Origin of the sequence: Subtercola sp. YIM 133946, from assembly GCF_036553535.1 — a bacterium.
Taxonomy (GTDB): domain Bacteria; phylum Actinomycetota; class Actinomycetes; order Actinomycetales; family Microbacteriaceae; genus Subtercola.
Genome location: NZ_JAZHPE010000013.1, coordinates 21,360 through 36,099, shown reverse-complemented (window position 1 = coordinate 36,099; position 14,740 = coordinate 21,360). Strand labels below are relative to the sequence as shown.

The following is a 14,740-nucleotide window of genomic DNA, read 5'->3' as shown; positions in this document are numbered from 1 at the left end:
GTTGCTTCAGGCGGGCCGTCACCGTGCTCCGCGTGTGTACGGTGCGCCCAGGGCGGGCGGCACGACGGAGCTTCTCGCGAAGACGATCAGCATCACGATGACGATGATGAACGGCAGCATCTTGATGATGTCGGCGGGCACGGTGAAGCCGACCACCTGAAGCGCCGGACCGACCGCTACGGCGAGACCGTAGACGAGCGACGTGATCATGACGACCAGGATGCGCCCGCGCGACAGCATGGTGATGACGATCGCGATGAACCCGAGTCCGTTGGTGAGAAACGGGCTGAACGTCGCCGTCGTCAGCAGCGAGAGGTAGGCGCCGCCCAGGCCGGCGAGGGCGCCGCTCAGCAGCACCGCCATCGACCGGGTGCGCATCACACTGCCTCCGGCCGCGTCGAGAGACGACGGTTTCTGCCCGGCCGAACGGGTGGACAGGCCCCAGTTCGTGCGCGCCAGGGCGAAGGCCAAGCCGAGGGTCAGCAGGATGCAGACCCAGAAGATTCCCGACTGCTGGAACAGAGCCTGGCCGATCACGGGAATGTCGGAGAGCCCCGGTAGCGCGAGCTGCGGCTGCTGACCCAGACTCGCCGGCGACTTGGTGTAGTTCTGCAGGTACAGCACGCTCGTGATGCCCTCGCCGATCAGCGTGATGGCGAGCCCGATGACGATCTGGTTCAGGCCGAGCCACACGTTCAGGATGAGCATGGCCAGGTTCGCGGCCACACCGCCGATCGCGCCGCCGAGCATCCCGATCCAGAAACTGCCCGTGGTGAGTGTGACGACGAACCCGGTGTAGGCGCCGACGAGCATCACGCCCTCGATGCCGAGGTTGAGCACCCCCGCCTGTTCGCCGATGGTCTCCCCGACAGCGGCCAGCATAAGCGGCATCGCCTGCGCGATGACCGTGGCGATGAAGACGGTGACGAAGGCTGCTGAGAGCATGTCGCTCATACCGGCATCCTCTCGGATTCGTTACGGACGGGAATCGGCAGGCTGCGCCTGAGGCCCGGAGGGAGGTAGCTCTGGCCGAGCCGGTGGCGCTCTCCGATGTACTCGGTGACGGTCATGAAGAGCAGGATGAGCCCGACGATCACCAGCAGGAAGTCCACGTTCAGCCCCGCCTGCTGGCTGGCCAGCGTTCCACCGGTCGCGAGCACGGCGTAGAACGCGACGAACGGAATGGCGGCTACCGGCCGGAACCTCGCGAGGAACACGAGAGGCATGACCGCGTCGCCGTACCGTGGGTCCCAGTCGGCTCGCTGGTAACTGAACTGGCCGAGAATGTCGATCGATCCCGCGAACGCGATCAGGCCGCTCGAGAGAGCGAACAGCAGAATGACCATCCAGGTCGAGTTCAGCCCCATGTGGCGGGCCGCCTTGGGGCTCGCGCCGAAGATGTCCACCCGCAGCCCGAAGGAAGTGCGGCTCAGAACGTATTGCGCCACGACGGCCAGCACGATCGCCAGCACGAAGCCGATGTGGATCTCGGTGCCGGGAATGTAGGGCAGAAGATCGGTGTCGGCGATGACCGTGGTCTGCGGCGTCGAGGTGCCGGGGTCTTTGAACACCCCCTTGATGAGCAGGTTCACCACCCCCACGGCGATGAACGACATCACGAGCGAGGTGATGATCTCGTTGGTGCCGTACCGGGCCTTGAGCAGCGCCGGAATGAGCGACCACACGGCGCCGGTCAGGATGGCCACGATGAAGACGATGATCGTGGCGAGAGCGGTGGGCATCACCGCGAACAGCATCGGCCCGAGCCCCGACGCGACGACGGCACCGAGCAGGTACTGACCGTTGTAGCCGAGGTTCCAGAGCTGGCCACGAAAGGCCACGATGAGCCCGATGGCCACGATCAGCAGCGGCGACATGAGAGAGAGGCTGCGCTGCCAGTTGCTGCCGGTGATGCCGTACTTCCACACCCCGGCGAAGAAGTCGAGCGGGTGGGCGCCGATGGCGAGCATGATCAGGCCCGAGACGAGCAGGGCCAGAAGCACGGGTACGACAGATCGCACCAGACCCTGAGCCAGTCGAGGAGCCGAGCCGGTTGGTTTCATCAGTCAGTGCCTTCGATCGCGCCGGTCATGTACTGGCCCACTTTCTCTGCCGTTCCGACTCCGTCATTCACGACGGAACCCACGAGGCGACCCCTCGAGATCACGTCGATGCGATGGGAGAGCTCGATGAGCTCGTCGAGGTCGGTGGAGAGCAACAGCACCGCCCCGCCCTTCGCCGCGAAGTCGATGAGAATCTCCCGCACCAGATGCACGGTCTTCAGATCCAGCCCGTACGTGGGCTTGTTGACCACGACGAGCCGCGCGCCGTTGGTGAGTTCGCGGGCCAGGAGGATCTTCTGGATGTTGCCCCCGGAGAGGGTTCCGGCACGAGTGCTCGGTGAAGGGGTACGGATACCGTACTCGTCGATCAAGCGTCTGGCCTCGGTGTCGACGGCCTTCGGCTGAATGCGACCCGAGCGCCAGAAGGGCCGCTGCCCGATGCGTTTGATCACGAGGTTGAGTGCAACCGACATCGAGCCCACCGTGCCCTCGTAGAGCCGGTCATCTGTCACATACCGCACGCCGAGTTGCTGACGGCTGTGCACACCCGAGCGGGTGATGTCGACGCCGTCGAAGATCACGACTCCGGATGACGCCGAGCGCTGCCCGGCGACGACCTCGGCGAGAGCTGCCTGGCCGTGGCCGTCGATGCCGGCGACACCGAGGATTTCGCCTTCACGCACCGTGAGCGTCACGTCTTCGGCCTCCACGTCGCGACCGCCGGCGCGGCTGGTCACCCCCCTCAGTTCGAGGCGCACGGGGCGCCTCTCGGCGTCGATGGAACGCGCCTCGAGGGTGGCTTCGGCCGCGCCCGCGAGTTCGGAGGCGCTGTCGCCGGCCGCAGCGAGGTCGTCGCCGAACATCGCGGCCAGAATCGCGTCACGAGCCTGGTCTTCGGTGTACGAGGCGAGTTCGTCGACCCCGATGGTGCCGACGTTGCGGCCGCCGCGGAGGATGGTCACGCAGTCACCCATCGCGTACGCCTCGCGCAGCTTGTGGGTGATCAGCACGACGGCCAGGCCCTGGGCCTTGACCCGGGCGATGCTCTCACCGAGATGCTCGATGGCCTGCGGGGTGAGCATCGACGTGGGTTCGTCGAGAATCAGCAGCCGGCTGCCCTTCCACATCGCCTTGGCAATCTCGACCTGCTGCTGCTGCCCCAGACCGAGGTCAGAGGCCAGCACGTGCGGGTCGATCTGTGCCCCGAGCAGGTCGGCGAGTTCGGCGAGCCGCTCAGCCGCACGCTTCTTGTCGAGCAGCACACCAGTCTCGCCGAGCATCAAGTTCTCGAGCACGGTGAAGGCGGGCACGAGGGTGGAGTGCTGGTGCACCACGCCGATGCCGTGGTCGACGGCCACCTTCGGCGACGAGATGTCGATGATCTCGCCGCCGATGGCGACCGTTCCCGAATCGGGTTGCTGCATTCCGGCGAGGATGCTGATGAGCGTCGACTTGCCCGCCCCGTTCTCACCCAGCAGGCAGTGCACCTGCCCTCCGACAATGTCGAGGGAGACGTCGTCGTTGGCGATGACGCCGGGGAACGCCTTGGTTATGCCTCTCAGGGAGATGACGTCACCCGAGGCCAGTGCACCGGCGGTGTTCATCGTGCTCAGGCGCCCTTCTTGGCGGCGATCACCGCAGCGACCTCGGCCGCCGAGGTTGCAATCGTCGGCTTGATCGATCCGTCGATGATGCCCTTCGAGGCCTTGTCGACGGCTGCCGTGATGTCGGCGGTCATCGCATCGGTCTTCTGCAGGTACATGCCGCCATTCTCGACGTCGACCGGGTAGGTCTTCGTTCCGAAGGTGCCGGCGTCGACATCCTTGATCGCGGCCACATACGCGGGCTCGTAGTTCCAGCGCACCGAGGTGAGCAGCTTGCTCGGGTCACTGAGGCCGGGGGTGACGTCGCCGATGTCAGCGATGTACTTCACGCCCGCCGCCGCGTCGATCGCCTGCAGGTAACCGTGCGTTGCACCATCGCCCATTCCGAACACGACATCCGCTCCAGAGGCGATGACCTGTTCGGTGGCGGTCTTGCCGCCGGCTGCGTCGGCGTACGCCGCCGGGCCGACGGAGGTGTAGAGCACCTGGATGTTCGGGTCGACGCTGAAGACGCCCTCGGCGAATCCCGACGACATGGCGAACCAGTTGGCGTTGTCGGCCGAGACCACGATTCCGACCTTCTTTGTGGTCGTCGACATCGCCGCGGCGATACCGGCGAGGTAGCCGCCCTCCTGGCCTTCGGGCTTGGCTGCCGCGATCTGGCCGGGCACGTTCTCGTCGGCGCCGGCGTCTTGAATCAGGATGGGCACCTTCTTGGCTGCCGCGGTGCTGGCGGCACCGACGTTGTACCCGGAGGCGTGGGCGACGATGAACTGCGCTCCTCCGTCGGCCACCTGGGTGAGTACCGTCTCGATGTTGTCGTAGCCCGCGTCGGGCACGACGGTGACAGCGATGCCGAGCTCTTTGGCCGCGCCGTTCGCCGCGTCGATGCCGGCCTGGTTGTAGCCGTAGTCCGACTCGTTCTCGGGGGCGACCAGCGCGAACTGGGTGACCGTGGTCGCGGCCGACGATGCTCCAGAGCTGCTTGAGTCGCTGGAACCGCGCCCCGATGAACAGGCGGCGAGGCTGAGGGCCAGTGCGCCGGAGACGGTGATGACCGTCAGGCGCCGGGCGGTGCTGCGGCGGCTGCCGCTGATGAGACTTGTCATTGCCGGGATCTTCCTCTCAAGGTGATGGGCCCCCGGGTTCAGGTGCTGTGAAGCGAAAGTTCTCTTACATTGTGCAGGGGTGACGCTACGATATGAGAATTAACAACAGATGCCAAGCATGAAATTCAGTTGTTACACGCCCGAAACACGCTCCGCCGACGATGACGAGCGAGGAGGTTGTTCCATGAAACGCCGCACCCCCATGGCACTCGTCGTCGCGCTCGCACTGGCGCTCACGGCCTGTTCCGGCTCGCCCGAACCGTCGAGCCCGCTGTCGTCTGAGGATGCCGCCGCGCTGAAGACGCTGGGTCAGGTGGCCGGTCCGACGTCGAACGTCGACCCGGCGGAGATCACCGGCACGGAGTGCTGGCTGCCGTCTGACCACCTCGTCGTCGACGAGACGGTCAGCGCCACCACCTGGCGCGTTCTGTGCCGAACGCACTACGTCGATTCGACCGGTGACCGCTACCAGGACGCGACCTGCGTCGGCGACTTCGACGCCCAGCCGATGCTCGACCACTGCTACCGCTGGGCCTACTACACGGGAACGCCCCGGTTCGAAGACGCTCCCGCCGTCGCGGCCGGATGAGCGGCCCCGTGTTACCGGCTCGTAAACTCCCGTGCCCATCCTTGACAGGCTTGTCACGATTCTCATAGCGTGATCAATCATTAACGTCTGATGATAATTTTCGAAAGCGGGAACCCATGACAGACCCGAAGGTCTACCTGCTCGACGGTGGAACGCTGGTGATCGATGAGTCCGACGTGCACTGGCACATCAACGCGGGCAACCCCGTGCGTTTTCCCGTGTACAGCGTGCTGGTCGAGCATCCTGACGCCCTGATCCTCTACGACACCGGTTTCGATCTCGACCACGTCAACGCCGTGCTGCCGTTCGAGCTGCCGCTGCAGACCCCCGAGCAGACCATCCCGGCGCAGCTCGCCGCCTGCGGCTTCAGCCCCGACGACGTCGACATCGTGGTCAACTCTCACTTTCACTTCGATCATGTCGGCGGTAACAAGCACCTCACGAAGGCGGCGACCCTGGTGCACAAAGAGGAGCTCCGCCACGCCAAGGTGCCCGAGCCGTTCGAGAGACTCGGCTACTCTGACCTGTCGTTCGACCATGCCAACGTGACGTACCGTCCTATTTCCGGCGACTACGAGATCGTTCCGGGAGTCTGGCTGTTCGAAACCCCCGGCCACACCATCGGCCACTACTCGCTGCTGGTCGAGCTTGAGAACGACCGCAGCATGCTGTTCTGCGGCGATGCCGCGTACACCCGTACGACGCTCGAGAAGGAGTGGATCGCGGGCTTTCACCTCGACCCCACGAAGTCGGTCGAGGCGATCCGCCGCCTCAACTATCTCGCGCGCACGAAAGACGCTGACATCTACCCCTCGCACGAACTCGCGTCGTTCCAGGAGTGGAAGCTCGCGCCCGACTACTACGGAGGATGAAACATGGCTGAGACACAACGCGTCGCCCTGGTCACCGGCGCTGCGCAGGGAATCGGGGCGGCGATCGCCGACGAGCTGGCCGCCGACGGGATGCTGGTGGTCGTCGCCGATGTGAACCTCGAGGGTGCCGAGGCGGTCGCCGCCCGTAACTCCGGCGTAGCGAAGCTGCTCGATGTGAGCGACCCCGAGAGGGTGCAGACCGTCGTCGACGAGATCGTGGCCGAGTTCGGGCGCATCGACGTGCTCGTCAACAATGCCGCGCTCGTGCCTCTCACGCCCTGGGCCGACATCTCGTTCGAAGAGTGGCGGAAGGTCATGTCGGTCAACCTCGACGGCATCTATCTGACGACCCACGCCGTCACCGCGGTCATGGGCAAGGCCGGCTACGGTCGCATCGTCAACATCGCCTCCAACACCTTCGTGGCCGGCACGCCGGACTGCGCCCACTATGTCGCCACCAAGGGGGCGTCGATCGGGCTGGTTCGTGGCCTCGCCGGAGAACTCGGCCCCCTGGGCATCACCATCAACGCAGTCGCTCCCGGCATCATCGCGAGCGAGGGCGTGCTGTCGGGGCCGCATGAGGCCGGGTTCGAGTTCGTGGTTCCGATGCAGGCCATCAATCGCCGTGGTCTTCCCCGTGACGTAGCGCCGGCCGTCGCCTTCCTGGCCTCCGAGAAAGCGGCCTGGATCACCGGCCAGACCCTCGTGGTCGATGCCGGCCACACGCGCAACTGAATGGCCGCCGACGTTCTCATCATCGGGGCGGGCTCTGCGGGCAGCGTTGTCGCCAACCGGCTGAGCGCCGATCCCAGCCGCCGCGTGACAGTAATCGAGGCGGGCACCCGGGTGATTGACCCCGAGATGCGCCGGCCCGAACTGTGGCCGTTCATCCACGGCCGGTCGTACGACTGGGCCTACCGCACCACACCGCAGGCTGGTCTGGCGGGGCGCTCACTCGACTGGGCGCGCGGCCGAGGCCCCGGTGGGTCGAGCCTGGTGCACGCGATGGCGCACATGCGCGGTTGCCGAGCCGACTTCGAGCGCTGGGTACAGCTGACCGGCGACGACCGCTGGTCGTGGGACTCCCTGCTACCGGCCTTCATCCGTTCAGAGAGCTTCTCGGGTGGGCGAGACGCGGTGCACGGCGACAGCGGTCCGCTCCCCGTGCTGCTTCCCGGCCCCGAGATCTCGAGCCCACTGGTGCTCGACTACCTCGCCGCCTGGGAGGCGCTCGGTGTCGCCCGCATCCCCGACCACAATCACGGCGAGATGATCGGGGCGACCCCCAACTCGCTGACCATTCGGGGCGGCGAACGGGTGACCGTCTCAGACGTCTATCTCGACCCTGTGCTCGACCGGCCCAACCTGACGCTTCTCACCGGGGTGACCGTGCACCGCTTGATACTCGACCACGGCCGGGTCACCGGTGTCGCCGTGACTCGGAACGGCCAGAGCGAAGTACTCGAGGCCGACGAGATCGTACTCTGCGGCGGATCGGTCGGCGACCCGCTGCTGCTCATGCGGTCGGGTATCGGCGACCCGGAGGTGTTGCGCGCGGCTGGTGTCGAGACCGTTGTCGAGTCGCCGCAGATCGGCACCAACCTGCACGACCATCTGCTCGGCGCCGGCAACCTGTACTCGTCGCGCAGACCGGTTCCGCCGACGAGACTGCAACTCTCGGAGTCGATGACCTACCTGTCGCGGAACGGGCTCGCCGAGACATCCGGAGTCGTCGACATGGTCGTGGGCTGCGTCGTCGGCCCGAGCGCTTCGGAGTCGCTGGCGCCCGGTGCGGCCGATGTGCACCCTGGGGAGGGTTACACGCTGCTGTTCGGCGTCACCAATCCGACGAGCCGCGGCTCGCTTCGCATCTCGGGGCCTGACATCGAGAACGAACCGGTGATCGATCCCAACTACCTCAGCACCGAGCACGATCGCAACACATTTCGGCTGGCGCTCGAACACGCCCGGCTGGTGGGGGGGTCGAAGGGTCTTGCGCACTGGCGACGCGCCGAAGTGTTGCCCGTTGGGCCGCTCTCGACCGCTTCGGAGGCGGATGCGTTCATTGCCCGCGCCGCGATCACGCACCACCACCCGGTCGGCACCCTGAGCATGGGGTGTTCCGAGGAGGCGCCCGTGACCCCAGATCTGCGACTGCGAGGAGTGGAGGGGGTGCGCGTCGTCGACGCCTCGGTGATCCCCTCCATCACGGCGGGGCCGGTGCATGCCGCCGTTCTTGCGATCGCCGAGACGTTCGCCGCGTCGTACCCGGCTTAGTCGCGCCGGAAGAGCCCCACCGTGCGGGCCTGCTCGATGATCGAGTCGGCGTAGCGGTCGAGGAACTCCTCGCGCGTGGGCTCGCCCTCGACAGCCGTCTTCAGTGCGTAGACGAAGAAGTAGTAGTGGTGCTCGCCGTGCCCGACCGGGGGCTGGGGGCCGAAGTACGAGGTGAGACCGGCGCCGTTCGCGGCGACCCGCACCCCGGGTGCGGCCAGGTCGAGCGTGGTCGTGTCGGCCGGGATGCCGTAGACCACCCAGTGCGTGAACCCTTGCGGGAGTGGAGCATCGGGGTCGTTCACGATGAGGGCGAACTCCACCGTGCCCTCCGGAGCGCCCGAGATCTCGATGGTCGGGGTGGCGTTGCCGCCGTCGGCGCTGAAGGCGACCGGAATGCGGTCGAGCGTGGCGAAGTCGGGGCTCGCGACGGCGAGCTTGTCGATGAAGAGGGCCATGTGGGGGTGTTCCTTTCGGTCAGGTGATGAGAGCGTCGGTCAGGTGATGAGAGCGCGGGCGATCTCGTCGGCGACGAGCTCGGGTTGCTCCTCGGGAATATAGTGGTCGGCTCCGGCGACCTCGACCCAGTGGTCTGCGGGCCGATCGGCGATGGCACTCTGCCAGGCGGCAGGGCTGACGAGGGCGCTCTCGCTGCCGCGGAGGTGGGTCATCGGCGCGGCGACCTCGCGGAACTCGCGGTCGTAGGGGGTGCGAAAGCCGTCGATCAGCTTCGCCATCGCCGGCGCTGACGCCCTCGGTACCCAATGGCCGTCGTCGAGCAGACGGTAGCCCCACCGGGCGCGACGCTCTATCGCACCGGGCAGGATGGCCGGGTAGCGGTCTCGAAGATAGGCCTCGATGTCGTCGGTTGAGGCGAACGGCCGAAAGCCCAGGGCGACCCGCTCCTCGAGCTGGTCGAGCACGGGCATCTCGACGTAGGGGGTGTAGTCGACGACGACTGCTCCCATGACCCGATCCGGATGCTGCGCCGCAGCGAGCCAAGCGTTTCGCCCGCCGAGAGAGTGGCCGGCCACCATGGCCTGCTGAACCCCGAGGGCGTCGAGCACCGTGATGACGTCGGTGACGAAGTCGTCACCCGAGTAGCCCTCGGCCGGTTTGTCGCTGCGCCCATGGCCGCGCTGGTCGAGAGCGATCACGGTGGCCCGCCCTTCGAGCGCGTCGCCCACCGGCTCCCAGACGGCATGGTTGGCCGTGGTGCCGTGCAGCAGCACCACGGCCGGACCGGCGCCCCGCACCCGGAACGCGATGTCGACCGGGGCGTTCCGGGTGCGGTGGAGACCATCGCCGATGCTCTCTACCGCTGGGGCGCTCGCCATCAGACGTTGGGAATGGTGGCCAGCGTCTTGCGGGCGGCGATGAGACCGGTGATGATCTCTTTGCGCTTGGCGTCGACATCGCCCTCGCCGTATTCGTACATGCCGCCGTTCGACTTGAAGCCGAGTTTGCCCGCTGCGATCTTGTCTTTGATGAACTGCGGGGTGTCGGTGCTGACGTCGAGGTCTTTGTTCAGGTAGCCCGAGACGGCCTGGTAGATGTCGAGCCCCGCCATATCGAGCAGTCTCGTCGGGCCGATCACAGAGAGCTTGTAGCCGATGCCCCACTTCACGCAGGCATCCAGACCCTCGGGCGTGACGATTCCCTCTTCGAGAAGTGCCATGCATTCGCGGAGGATCGCGTAGAGCACCCGGTTCTCCACAAAGCCGGGAATCTCCTTCTCGAGCACGGGCACGTAGTTGAAGGCCTTGACGATCTCGGTGAGCTGACCCACCAGGGCAGGATCGGTGGCGGCGCCGGGAATGATCTCGATCATCGGGATGAGGTGCGGCGGGTTCGACCAGTGCATGCCGATGAGGCGCGCGGGCACGGTCATCGACGTCGCCATGGCGCTGATCGGGATGCCGGAGGTGTTGGTGGCGATGATGACGTCATCCCCGATGCGCGCCTCGAGATCGGCGAACACCTTCTGCTTGAGCTCGAGAATCTCGGGCACGGCCTCGATGATCAGCTCGGTGTTCGTCAGGGCCTCATCGAGGTCGGTGCCGAAGCTGACAGACCCGCCGGGTGCTGAGGGTGAATCCACGGCCTCGAGCACACCCTGCACGACGCCATAGGCGGCCTCGGCGCGGGCAATCGCGTCTTCGGATATGTCGCACAGACGCACCGTGGCGCCTGCCCGCGCCAGAACGGCCGCGATGCCGGGGCCCATGGTGCCAGATCCGATGACGGTGGCGATGGAGGGAAGACTGCTCATCTGTTGCTCTCTTTCACGAAGGGGTGGGGGGAGGTCGGTGAAAACGGGGGAGGGGAGTGGTCAGATGGCCGGGGGAAGCCCGATCGGTGAGATGCCGACGCCGAAGGCGGCCTCGACGCGCTCGAGACGGCGGTTGAAGTAGGTCCAGAAATTGTGCTGGGCCTTCGGCGGGTAGATGCGGTCGAACTTCTCCTTGGTCTCCTCCGCATCGGGCTCAAGGGGGGTGAAGCCGGATGCCTTCAGGTCGACCTGGAAGCGGGCCGCCTTCTCGAGAAAGATGCCGGTCAGGGTCATTTCGGCCACCGTGCTACCGACGAAGGCCACCCCGTGGTTGGCGAGCAGCAGCGCCTGCGCGTTGCCCAGGGTCTTCGCTGCAGCGACGCCGAGCGGAACCGTCGTGATGATGTGGCTCGTCTCGGAGAACCGCGGAACGCCCTCGTAGGCGAACCACACGCCGTGGTTGTTGTATGGCTTCAACGTCTCGTCAGACGCGCCGAGCACGGTTGAGAAGTGCGGGTGCGAATGCCCGACGAAGTTGACGTCGGGGCGCGCCTTCATGATCTCGGCGTGCAGCGGCCACTCCAGGTGGCGCAGCCCCGTTCCCTCGAGCATCGTGCCGTCGAAACCGATCAGAATGAAGTCGTCGCCTTCGACCTCGCTGAGCGCCAGGTTGCCTCGCTTGAGCCAGAGACCGCGACCGAAGGGGTCTCGGAACGAGACGTGCCCCATCGACATGTCGCCGTGGCCCTCGAGTTCGAGAATGCGATGGGCCCGGGCTGCGTCGGCGAGGATGCTCGCGATGGACTGGTCTTCGTAGTACTGCGTGTGCGTGTAGGTCACTTCGGCTCCTCGTTATCCGTTCGATTCGATCACTTGCCGGCGACGACGTCGGCGACCGTCAAGCCGCCGACCCGGGCGTTGAGCCGGCCACCGGTGGCCACGGCCGCGATGACGACGATCTCGTCGGGTCGTGGCGCATCCGGCAGTGTCAGTGTGATCGCGTCGTAGTGCGAGCGCACGTACACCTCATCTTTATACGCCAGAGGCACATCGATCGACGCCCCTGTGGCCGCGACCTTCGTCGCCGACGAGATCCAGGCCTCGCCCCCACCGACCGCGGCGCGCAGCGCGTTCCCGAAGACGGTCGTGACGCAGGCGACGATGTGCTCCTGCTCGCCGTTCACGCCGACGAGCCCGCCCTTGCCGTAGCTCTCGACGGGGCGACCGCCGAGCAGGGCCACTGCCCGGGCGCCCAGCTCTCTGCCGAGGCTTTCGCTCGCATCGGTCAGCGGTGAGAGGTCTTCGACCCACCGGCCGGCGAACGGGTTCGTGAAGACCACTGCGACGGCGGCCTTCACGAGCGGCTGCTCGGGTGCCGGGCCCAGCTCGTGCACAGACTCCTGCACGAAGGAGTGCCAGGCGCGCACGCTGTAGTAGGGATCGATGTTCATGCTGCATGTACCTCGTGTCGGTGTGGGTCGGTCGGGTTGTAGAGAGCGGTTACGACGCTCTCGCCGGTGAACTGGTTGCCCTTGGCCATCTCGCGGGTGTCGGCGTACCACTGCGAACGGTCCTGGGCGATGTCGGTGTAGGGCCGCTCGAGTCGCTCCCACTCGGTGAGCGCGGCGGGCAGGTCGACGCCGGCGGCCAGTGCCTCGGTCGCGGCGACCGCGAGGGTCCAGGCATTCTGCATCGCCGTGCCGGCGCCCTGAGCGAGAGCCGGGCACATGGCGTGGGCGGAGTCGCCGATGAGCGCCACCTTTCCCTCGGTCCAGCGGTCGAGTCGGGTGGTCTGGTAGCCGTAATAGCGCCCCTGGATCTTCGCGGCGTCTTCGAGCACGGGTGCGAGCTGCGGAAAGATCGAGATCCAGAGGGCGAGGTCGATCGGCACCCGTGACCCGTCGGCATCAGCCGAGGGAGACATGAGGGCGAGGTAGAGCTCCTCGTCGTTCGCAGGAGTGTAGAGCACGCGCAGCACCCGCGGATAGAGGTTCCAGAAGTCGATCACGTTGTCCCACTCGGTCTCGGGCTCCAACGCCAGGAGTTCGGCCTTGCGGCGAGGCACCAGGAACCGGGAGATCCCATCACCCGAGCGCTGCCGAGTCATCGGAATCGAGAGGGAGTCCCGCACTGCCGAGGTCACCCCATCGGCCCCGATGACGAGGTCGGCGGTGGCGGTCTCGCCGCTGGCGAGGGTTATCGTGCCATCGGGTGCAGCCCCCGTCACCGCTGAACCGGCAATGACCTCGACGCCCGACTCCCGCGCCGCCGTCAACAGAGTCTGGTGCAGGTGCGGGCGGGTCATCGTCCGCCAGCGGATGCCATCGAGCGTCTCCTGCGACTGGATGACGTTGTTCATGCGCGTCTCGTAGGCCGGCGGGGTCATCGAACGCGACTCGAGATCCGGCTTGGCGCCGATCTTGTCGAGCACCTGCAGGCTGTTGTTCCACAGCACGATCCCGGCGCCCTCGGCCCGCAGCTCGCTGGCCTGTTCGTGCACCCGAACGCTCCATCCCATCTGGGCCAGGGCAGTGGCCGCCGTGAGACCTGCAAACCCTCCGCCCGAGATCTCGGCGACGTGTCGGCTGTCGGTCATATATGGAGTTCCTGTTCTGTTCTGGTGGTGTGGGGGTGCTGCCGGTCGTGGGCGGAGCTTCACAGCGCCGTGGCGGCTCCGAGCCTGATGACAGAGAGGCCGATGACCTCGGCGGTCGCAACGGCTACATCCCTTCCGGCCGGCCCCGCGAACTCTTCTGCGCCTTCCGCAGTGTGGTAACGCCAGCCCTCAGTCCGCCCGACTCCGACGAGAGCCGCCCGGGCCACCCGGCTGACGTTGCCGAAGTCGGTGGCGAACCCGAGGGCGGGCGGGGTGGCGTCGAAATCACGGCCGGCTGCGCGGAAGGCGTCACCGACCACGGCCGTGACGGCGGCGTCGGGTCGCACTGCGGCGATCGCCGCTGAACTCGTCCACGAGGCGGGGCCGAGCAGCTCGCGCAGCTCGCCCGCACGTTCGTCGAGTTCGAGCTCGGTCTGTGCGAATAGCAGAAAGCTGGCCTCGAACGACATGCCGGCCGCCTCTTCGACATCTCCGTCAACGGTTACCGTCTCGATGATGAGCGTCGCGGGGTCGAACGCCTCTGCGATCGCGGTCACGTTCGCAAGCGCCTGCAGCGGGGTCGAGACCACATCGCGCCGCAGTGTTCGCTGCCCGACGACCCGCGCCGTCTCCCGGCGCATCCAGAGCGACGACGGCCAGACCGTGTCGATGAACTCGGGATGCGGGTAGAGAGCGAAGTCGATGCTGTCCCAGACGCCGTGTTCGGCCGTCAGTGCCTTGCCGCTTCCCCGCCGCCTCGTCATCGGCGAGTGGATCTCGTCAGCCGGGCAGCCGACGATGACAACCGTTCCAGAGAGTTCGTCGCCAATGCGGGCCAGCGCCAGGGCTGCTCCGATCACTCCGCCGGCTTGTGGGCCATGACCGCAGGAGTGCACGGGGTCGAGCAACCCCTCGGCATCGATCGATGCGGGGGCATCGTAGACGGCGACGACTCCGACGGTACTTCCCGGGAGGCCGAAGGCGAGCTCGGCACGAAAGGCCGTCGGCATGCCTGCGATGCCGGTTGTCACGGAGTAACCGGCACCTCTGAGCTGCTCCACGAGGTACTCGGCCGTCTGCGTTTCTTCGTGAGCCAGTTCAGGATGCTCGGTGACGAAGCCGACGGCCGCCTCGATCTGAGGGGCGACCTCGGCCACGGCGTCCCGGTACGCCCGATCGGTCGAACTGCCTGCCATGTCACACTCCCGACACTTTTTCTTACCATGTGGATATTCCATTCATCATATGACACAGCTTGGCAAATCGATTCGAGTGTTGTGGAGATGTAACACGGTATTAACACAGCACCGTGCTGACGAGGAATGGTTGTCTGCGCCCCTCCGCCGGTCGTGAGCGCACGC

At 66.5% G+C, this 14,740-nt stretch carries 15 protein-coding genes; 4 read left to right on the top strand and 11 right to left on the bottom strand.

The genetic code is table 11. The annotated features are described in order from the left end of the window. Nucleotides 1-18 precede the first annotated feature (18 nt). Genes V3W46_RS03345 through V3W46_RS03330 form a run of 4 tightly spaced genes read right to left on the bottom strand, consistent with a single transcriptional unit; the run spans nucleotide 19 to nucleotide 4,776 of the window. Nucleotides 19-954, bottom strand: a complete 936-nt coding sequence (locus tag V3W46_RS03345) for an ABC transporter permease (RefSeq protein ID WP_331781678.1) — start codon at nucleotides 952-954, stop codon at nucleotides 19-21. Beyond that, on the bottom strand, nucleotides 951-2,063 hold the full coding sequence (locus V3W46_RS03340) for a putative B6 ABC transporter permease subunit 2 (RefSeq protein WP_331781677.1): 1,113 nt from the start codon (nucleotides 2,061-2,063) through the stop codon (nucleotides 951-953). The genes V3W46_RS03345 and V3W46_RS03340 overlap by 4 nt, the downstream gene beginning before the upstream one ends. Further along, entirely contained in the window at nucleotides 2,063-3,667 is a 1,605-nt protein-coding gene (locus V3W46_RS03335; RefSeq protein WP_331781676.1) for a putative B6 ABC transporter ATP-binding protein, read from the bottom strand. Before V3W46_RS03335 ends, V3W46_RS03340 begins: the two co-directional genes overlap by 1 nt. A 5-nt stretch (nucleotides 3,668-3,672) precedes the next feature. Then, nucleotides 3,673-4,776, bottom strand: a complete 1,104-nt coding sequence (locus V3W46_RS03330; protein WP_331781675.1) for a putative B6 ABC transporter substrate-binding protein — start codon at nucleotides 4,774-4,776, stop codon at nucleotides 3,673-3,675. Nucleotides 4,777-4,960: 184 nt separating this feature from the next. On the opposite strand from V3W46_RS03330, the gene V3W46_RS03325 reads away from it, so the two are divergent. The 4 genes from V3W46_RS03325 (at nucleotide 4,961) to V3W46_RS03310 (ending at nucleotide 8,514) form a co-directional block, all read left to right on the top strand. Further along, nucleotides 4,961-5,365 carry a hypothetical protein gene (locus V3W46_RS03325; protein ID WP_331781674.1) on the top strand — a complete coding sequence of 135 codons (405 nt, stop codon included), beginning with the start codon at nucleotides 4,961-4,963 and terminating at the stop codon, nucleotides 5,363-5,365. 116 nt (nucleotides 5,366-5,481) lie between these two features. Further along, the gene (pldA, locus tag V3W46_RS03320) at nucleotides 5,482-6,237 is read left to right on the top strand and encodes a 4-pyridoxolactonase (protein ID WP_331781673.1); all 756 of its coding nucleotides are present in this window, start codon (nucleotides 5,482-5,484) and stop codon (nucleotides 6,235-6,237) included. A gap of 3 nt (nucleotides 6,238-6,240) precedes the next feature. Continuing rightward, complete coding sequence (pldH, locus tag V3W46_RS03315; protein WP_331781672.1) at nucleotides 6,241-6,972, top strand: pyridoxal 4-dehydrogenase, SDR-type; 732 nt, start codon at nucleotides 6,241-6,243, stop codon at nucleotides 6,970-6,972. Next, entirely contained in the window at nucleotides 6,973-8,514 is a 1,542-nt protein-coding gene (locus V3W46_RS03310; RefSeq protein WP_331781671.1) for a GMC family oxidoreductase, read from the top strand. On the opposite strand, the gene V3W46_RS03305 is transcribed toward V3W46_RS03310, so the two are convergent. From V3W46_RS03305 to V3W46_RS03275, 7 genes are read right to left on the bottom strand one after another with little or no spacing between them, the layout of a single operon-like run. After that, on the bottom strand, nucleotides 8,511-8,969 hold the full coding sequence (locus V3W46_RS03305) for a YbhB/YbcL family Raf kinase inhibitor-like protein (RefSeq protein WP_331781670.1): 459 nt from the start codon (nucleotides 8,967-8,969) through the stop codon (nucleotides 8,511-8,513). The two genes, V3W46_RS03310 and V3W46_RS03305, sit on opposite strands and share 4 nt — an antisense overlap. Before the next feature lie 39 nt (nucleotides 8,970-9,008). Then, complete coding sequence (locus V3W46_RS03300) at nucleotides 9,009-9,848, bottom strand: alpha/beta fold hydrolase (RefSeq protein WP_331781669.1); 840 nt, start codon at nucleotides 9,846-9,848, stop codon at nucleotides 9,009-9,011. Next, entirely contained in the window at nucleotides 9,848-10,783 is a 936-nt protein-coding gene (locus V3W46_RS03295) for a 3-hydroxyacyl-CoA dehydrogenase NAD-binding domain-containing protein (protein ID WP_331781668.1), read from the bottom strand. The genes V3W46_RS03300 and V3W46_RS03295 overlap by 1 nt, the downstream gene beginning before the upstream one ends. A gap of 60 nt (nucleotides 10,784-10,843) precedes the next feature. Beyond that, the gene (locus tag V3W46_RS03290) at nucleotides 10,844-11,623 is read right to left on the bottom strand and encodes a class II aldolase/adducin family protein (RefSeq protein ID WP_331781667.1); all 780 of its coding nucleotides are present in this window, start codon (nucleotides 11,621-11,623) and stop codon (nucleotides 10,844-10,846) included. Nucleotides 11,624-11,652: 29 nt separating this feature from the next. After that, a complete protein-coding gene (locus tag V3W46_RS03285) occupies nucleotides 11,653-12,234 on the bottom strand; it encodes an amino acid synthesis family protein (protein ID WP_331781666.1) in 582 nt (193 codons plus the stop codon). Then, nucleotides 12,231-13,379 (bottom strand): FAD-dependent oxidoreductase, encoded by a 1,149-nt coding sequence (locus tag V3W46_RS03280; protein ID WP_331781665.1) that lies wholly within the window; start codon nucleotides 13,377-13,379, stop codon nucleotides 12,231-12,233. The genes V3W46_RS03285 and V3W46_RS03280 overlap by 4 nt, the downstream gene beginning before the upstream one ends. A gap of 59 nt (nucleotides 13,380-13,438) precedes the next feature. Beyond that, a complete protein-coding gene (locus tag V3W46_RS03275) occupies nucleotides 13,439-14,575 on the bottom strand; it encodes a M20/M25/M40 family metallo-hydrolase (protein WP_331781664.1) in 1,137 nt (378 codons plus the stop codon). Between the last annotated feature and the right edge of the window lie 165 nt (nucleotides 14,576-14,740).

What these genes read in the sequence shown, in the direction of transcription:
- V3W46_RS03345 (WP_331781678.1), bottom strand. Translation starts at nt 954, where the DNA reads ATGAGCGACATGCTCTCAGCAGCCTTCGTCACCGTCTTCATCGCCACG.
- V3W46_RS03340 (WP_331781677.1), bottom strand. Translation starts at nt 2,063, where the DNA reads ATGAAACCAACCGGCTCGGCTCCTCGACTGGCTCAGGGTCTGGTGCGA.
- V3W46_RS03335 (WP_331781676.1), bottom strand. Translation starts at nt 3,667, where the DNA reads ATGAACACCGCCGGTGCACTGGCCTCGGGTGACGTCATCTCCCTGAGA.
- V3W46_RS03330 (WP_331781675.1), bottom strand. Translation starts at nt 4,776, where the DNA reads ATGACAAGTCTCATCAGCGGCAGCCGCCGCAGCACCGCCCGGCGCCTG.
- V3W46_RS03325 (WP_331781674.1), top strand. Translation starts at nt 4,961, where the DNA reads ATGAAACGCCGCACCCCCATGGCACTCGTCGTCGCGCTCGCACTGGCG.
- pldA (WP_331781673.1), top strand. Translation starts at nt 5,482, where the DNA reads ATGACAGACCCGAAGGTCTACCTGCTCGACGGTGGAACGCTGGTGATC.
- pldH (WP_331781672.1), top strand. Translation starts at nt 6,241, where the DNA reads ATGGCTGAGACACAACGCGTCGCCCTGGTCACCGGCGCTGCGCAGGGA.
- V3W46_RS03310 (WP_331781671.1), top strand. Translation starts at nt 6,973, where the DNA reads ATGGCCGCCGACGTTCTCATCATCGGGGCGGGCTCTGCGGGCAGCGTT.
- V3W46_RS03305 (WP_331781670.1), bottom strand. Translation starts at nt 8,969, where the DNA reads ATGGCCCTCTTCATCGACAAGCTCGCCGTCGCGAGCCCCGACTTCGCC.
- V3W46_RS03300 (WP_331781669.1), bottom strand. Translation starts at nt 9,848, where the DNA reads ATGGCGAGCGCCCCAGCGGTAGAGAGCATCGGCGATGGTCTCCACCGC.
- V3W46_RS03295 (WP_331781668.1), bottom strand. Translation starts at nt 10,783, where the DNA reads ATGAGCAGTCTTCCCTCCATCGCCACCGTCATCGGATCTGGCACCATG.
- V3W46_RS03285 (WP_331781666.1), bottom strand. Translation starts at nt 12,234, where the DNA reads ATGAACATCGATCCCTACTACAGCGTGCGCGCCTGGCACTCCTTCGTG.
- V3W46_RS03280 (WP_331781665.1), bottom strand. Translation starts at nt 13,379, where the DNA reads ATGACCGACAGCCGACACGTCGCCGAGATCTCGGGCGGAGGGTTTGCA.
- V3W46_RS03275 (WP_331781664.1), bottom strand. Translation starts at nt 14,575, where the DNA reads ATGGCAGGCAGTTCGACCGATCGGGCGTACCGGGACGCCGTGGCCGAG.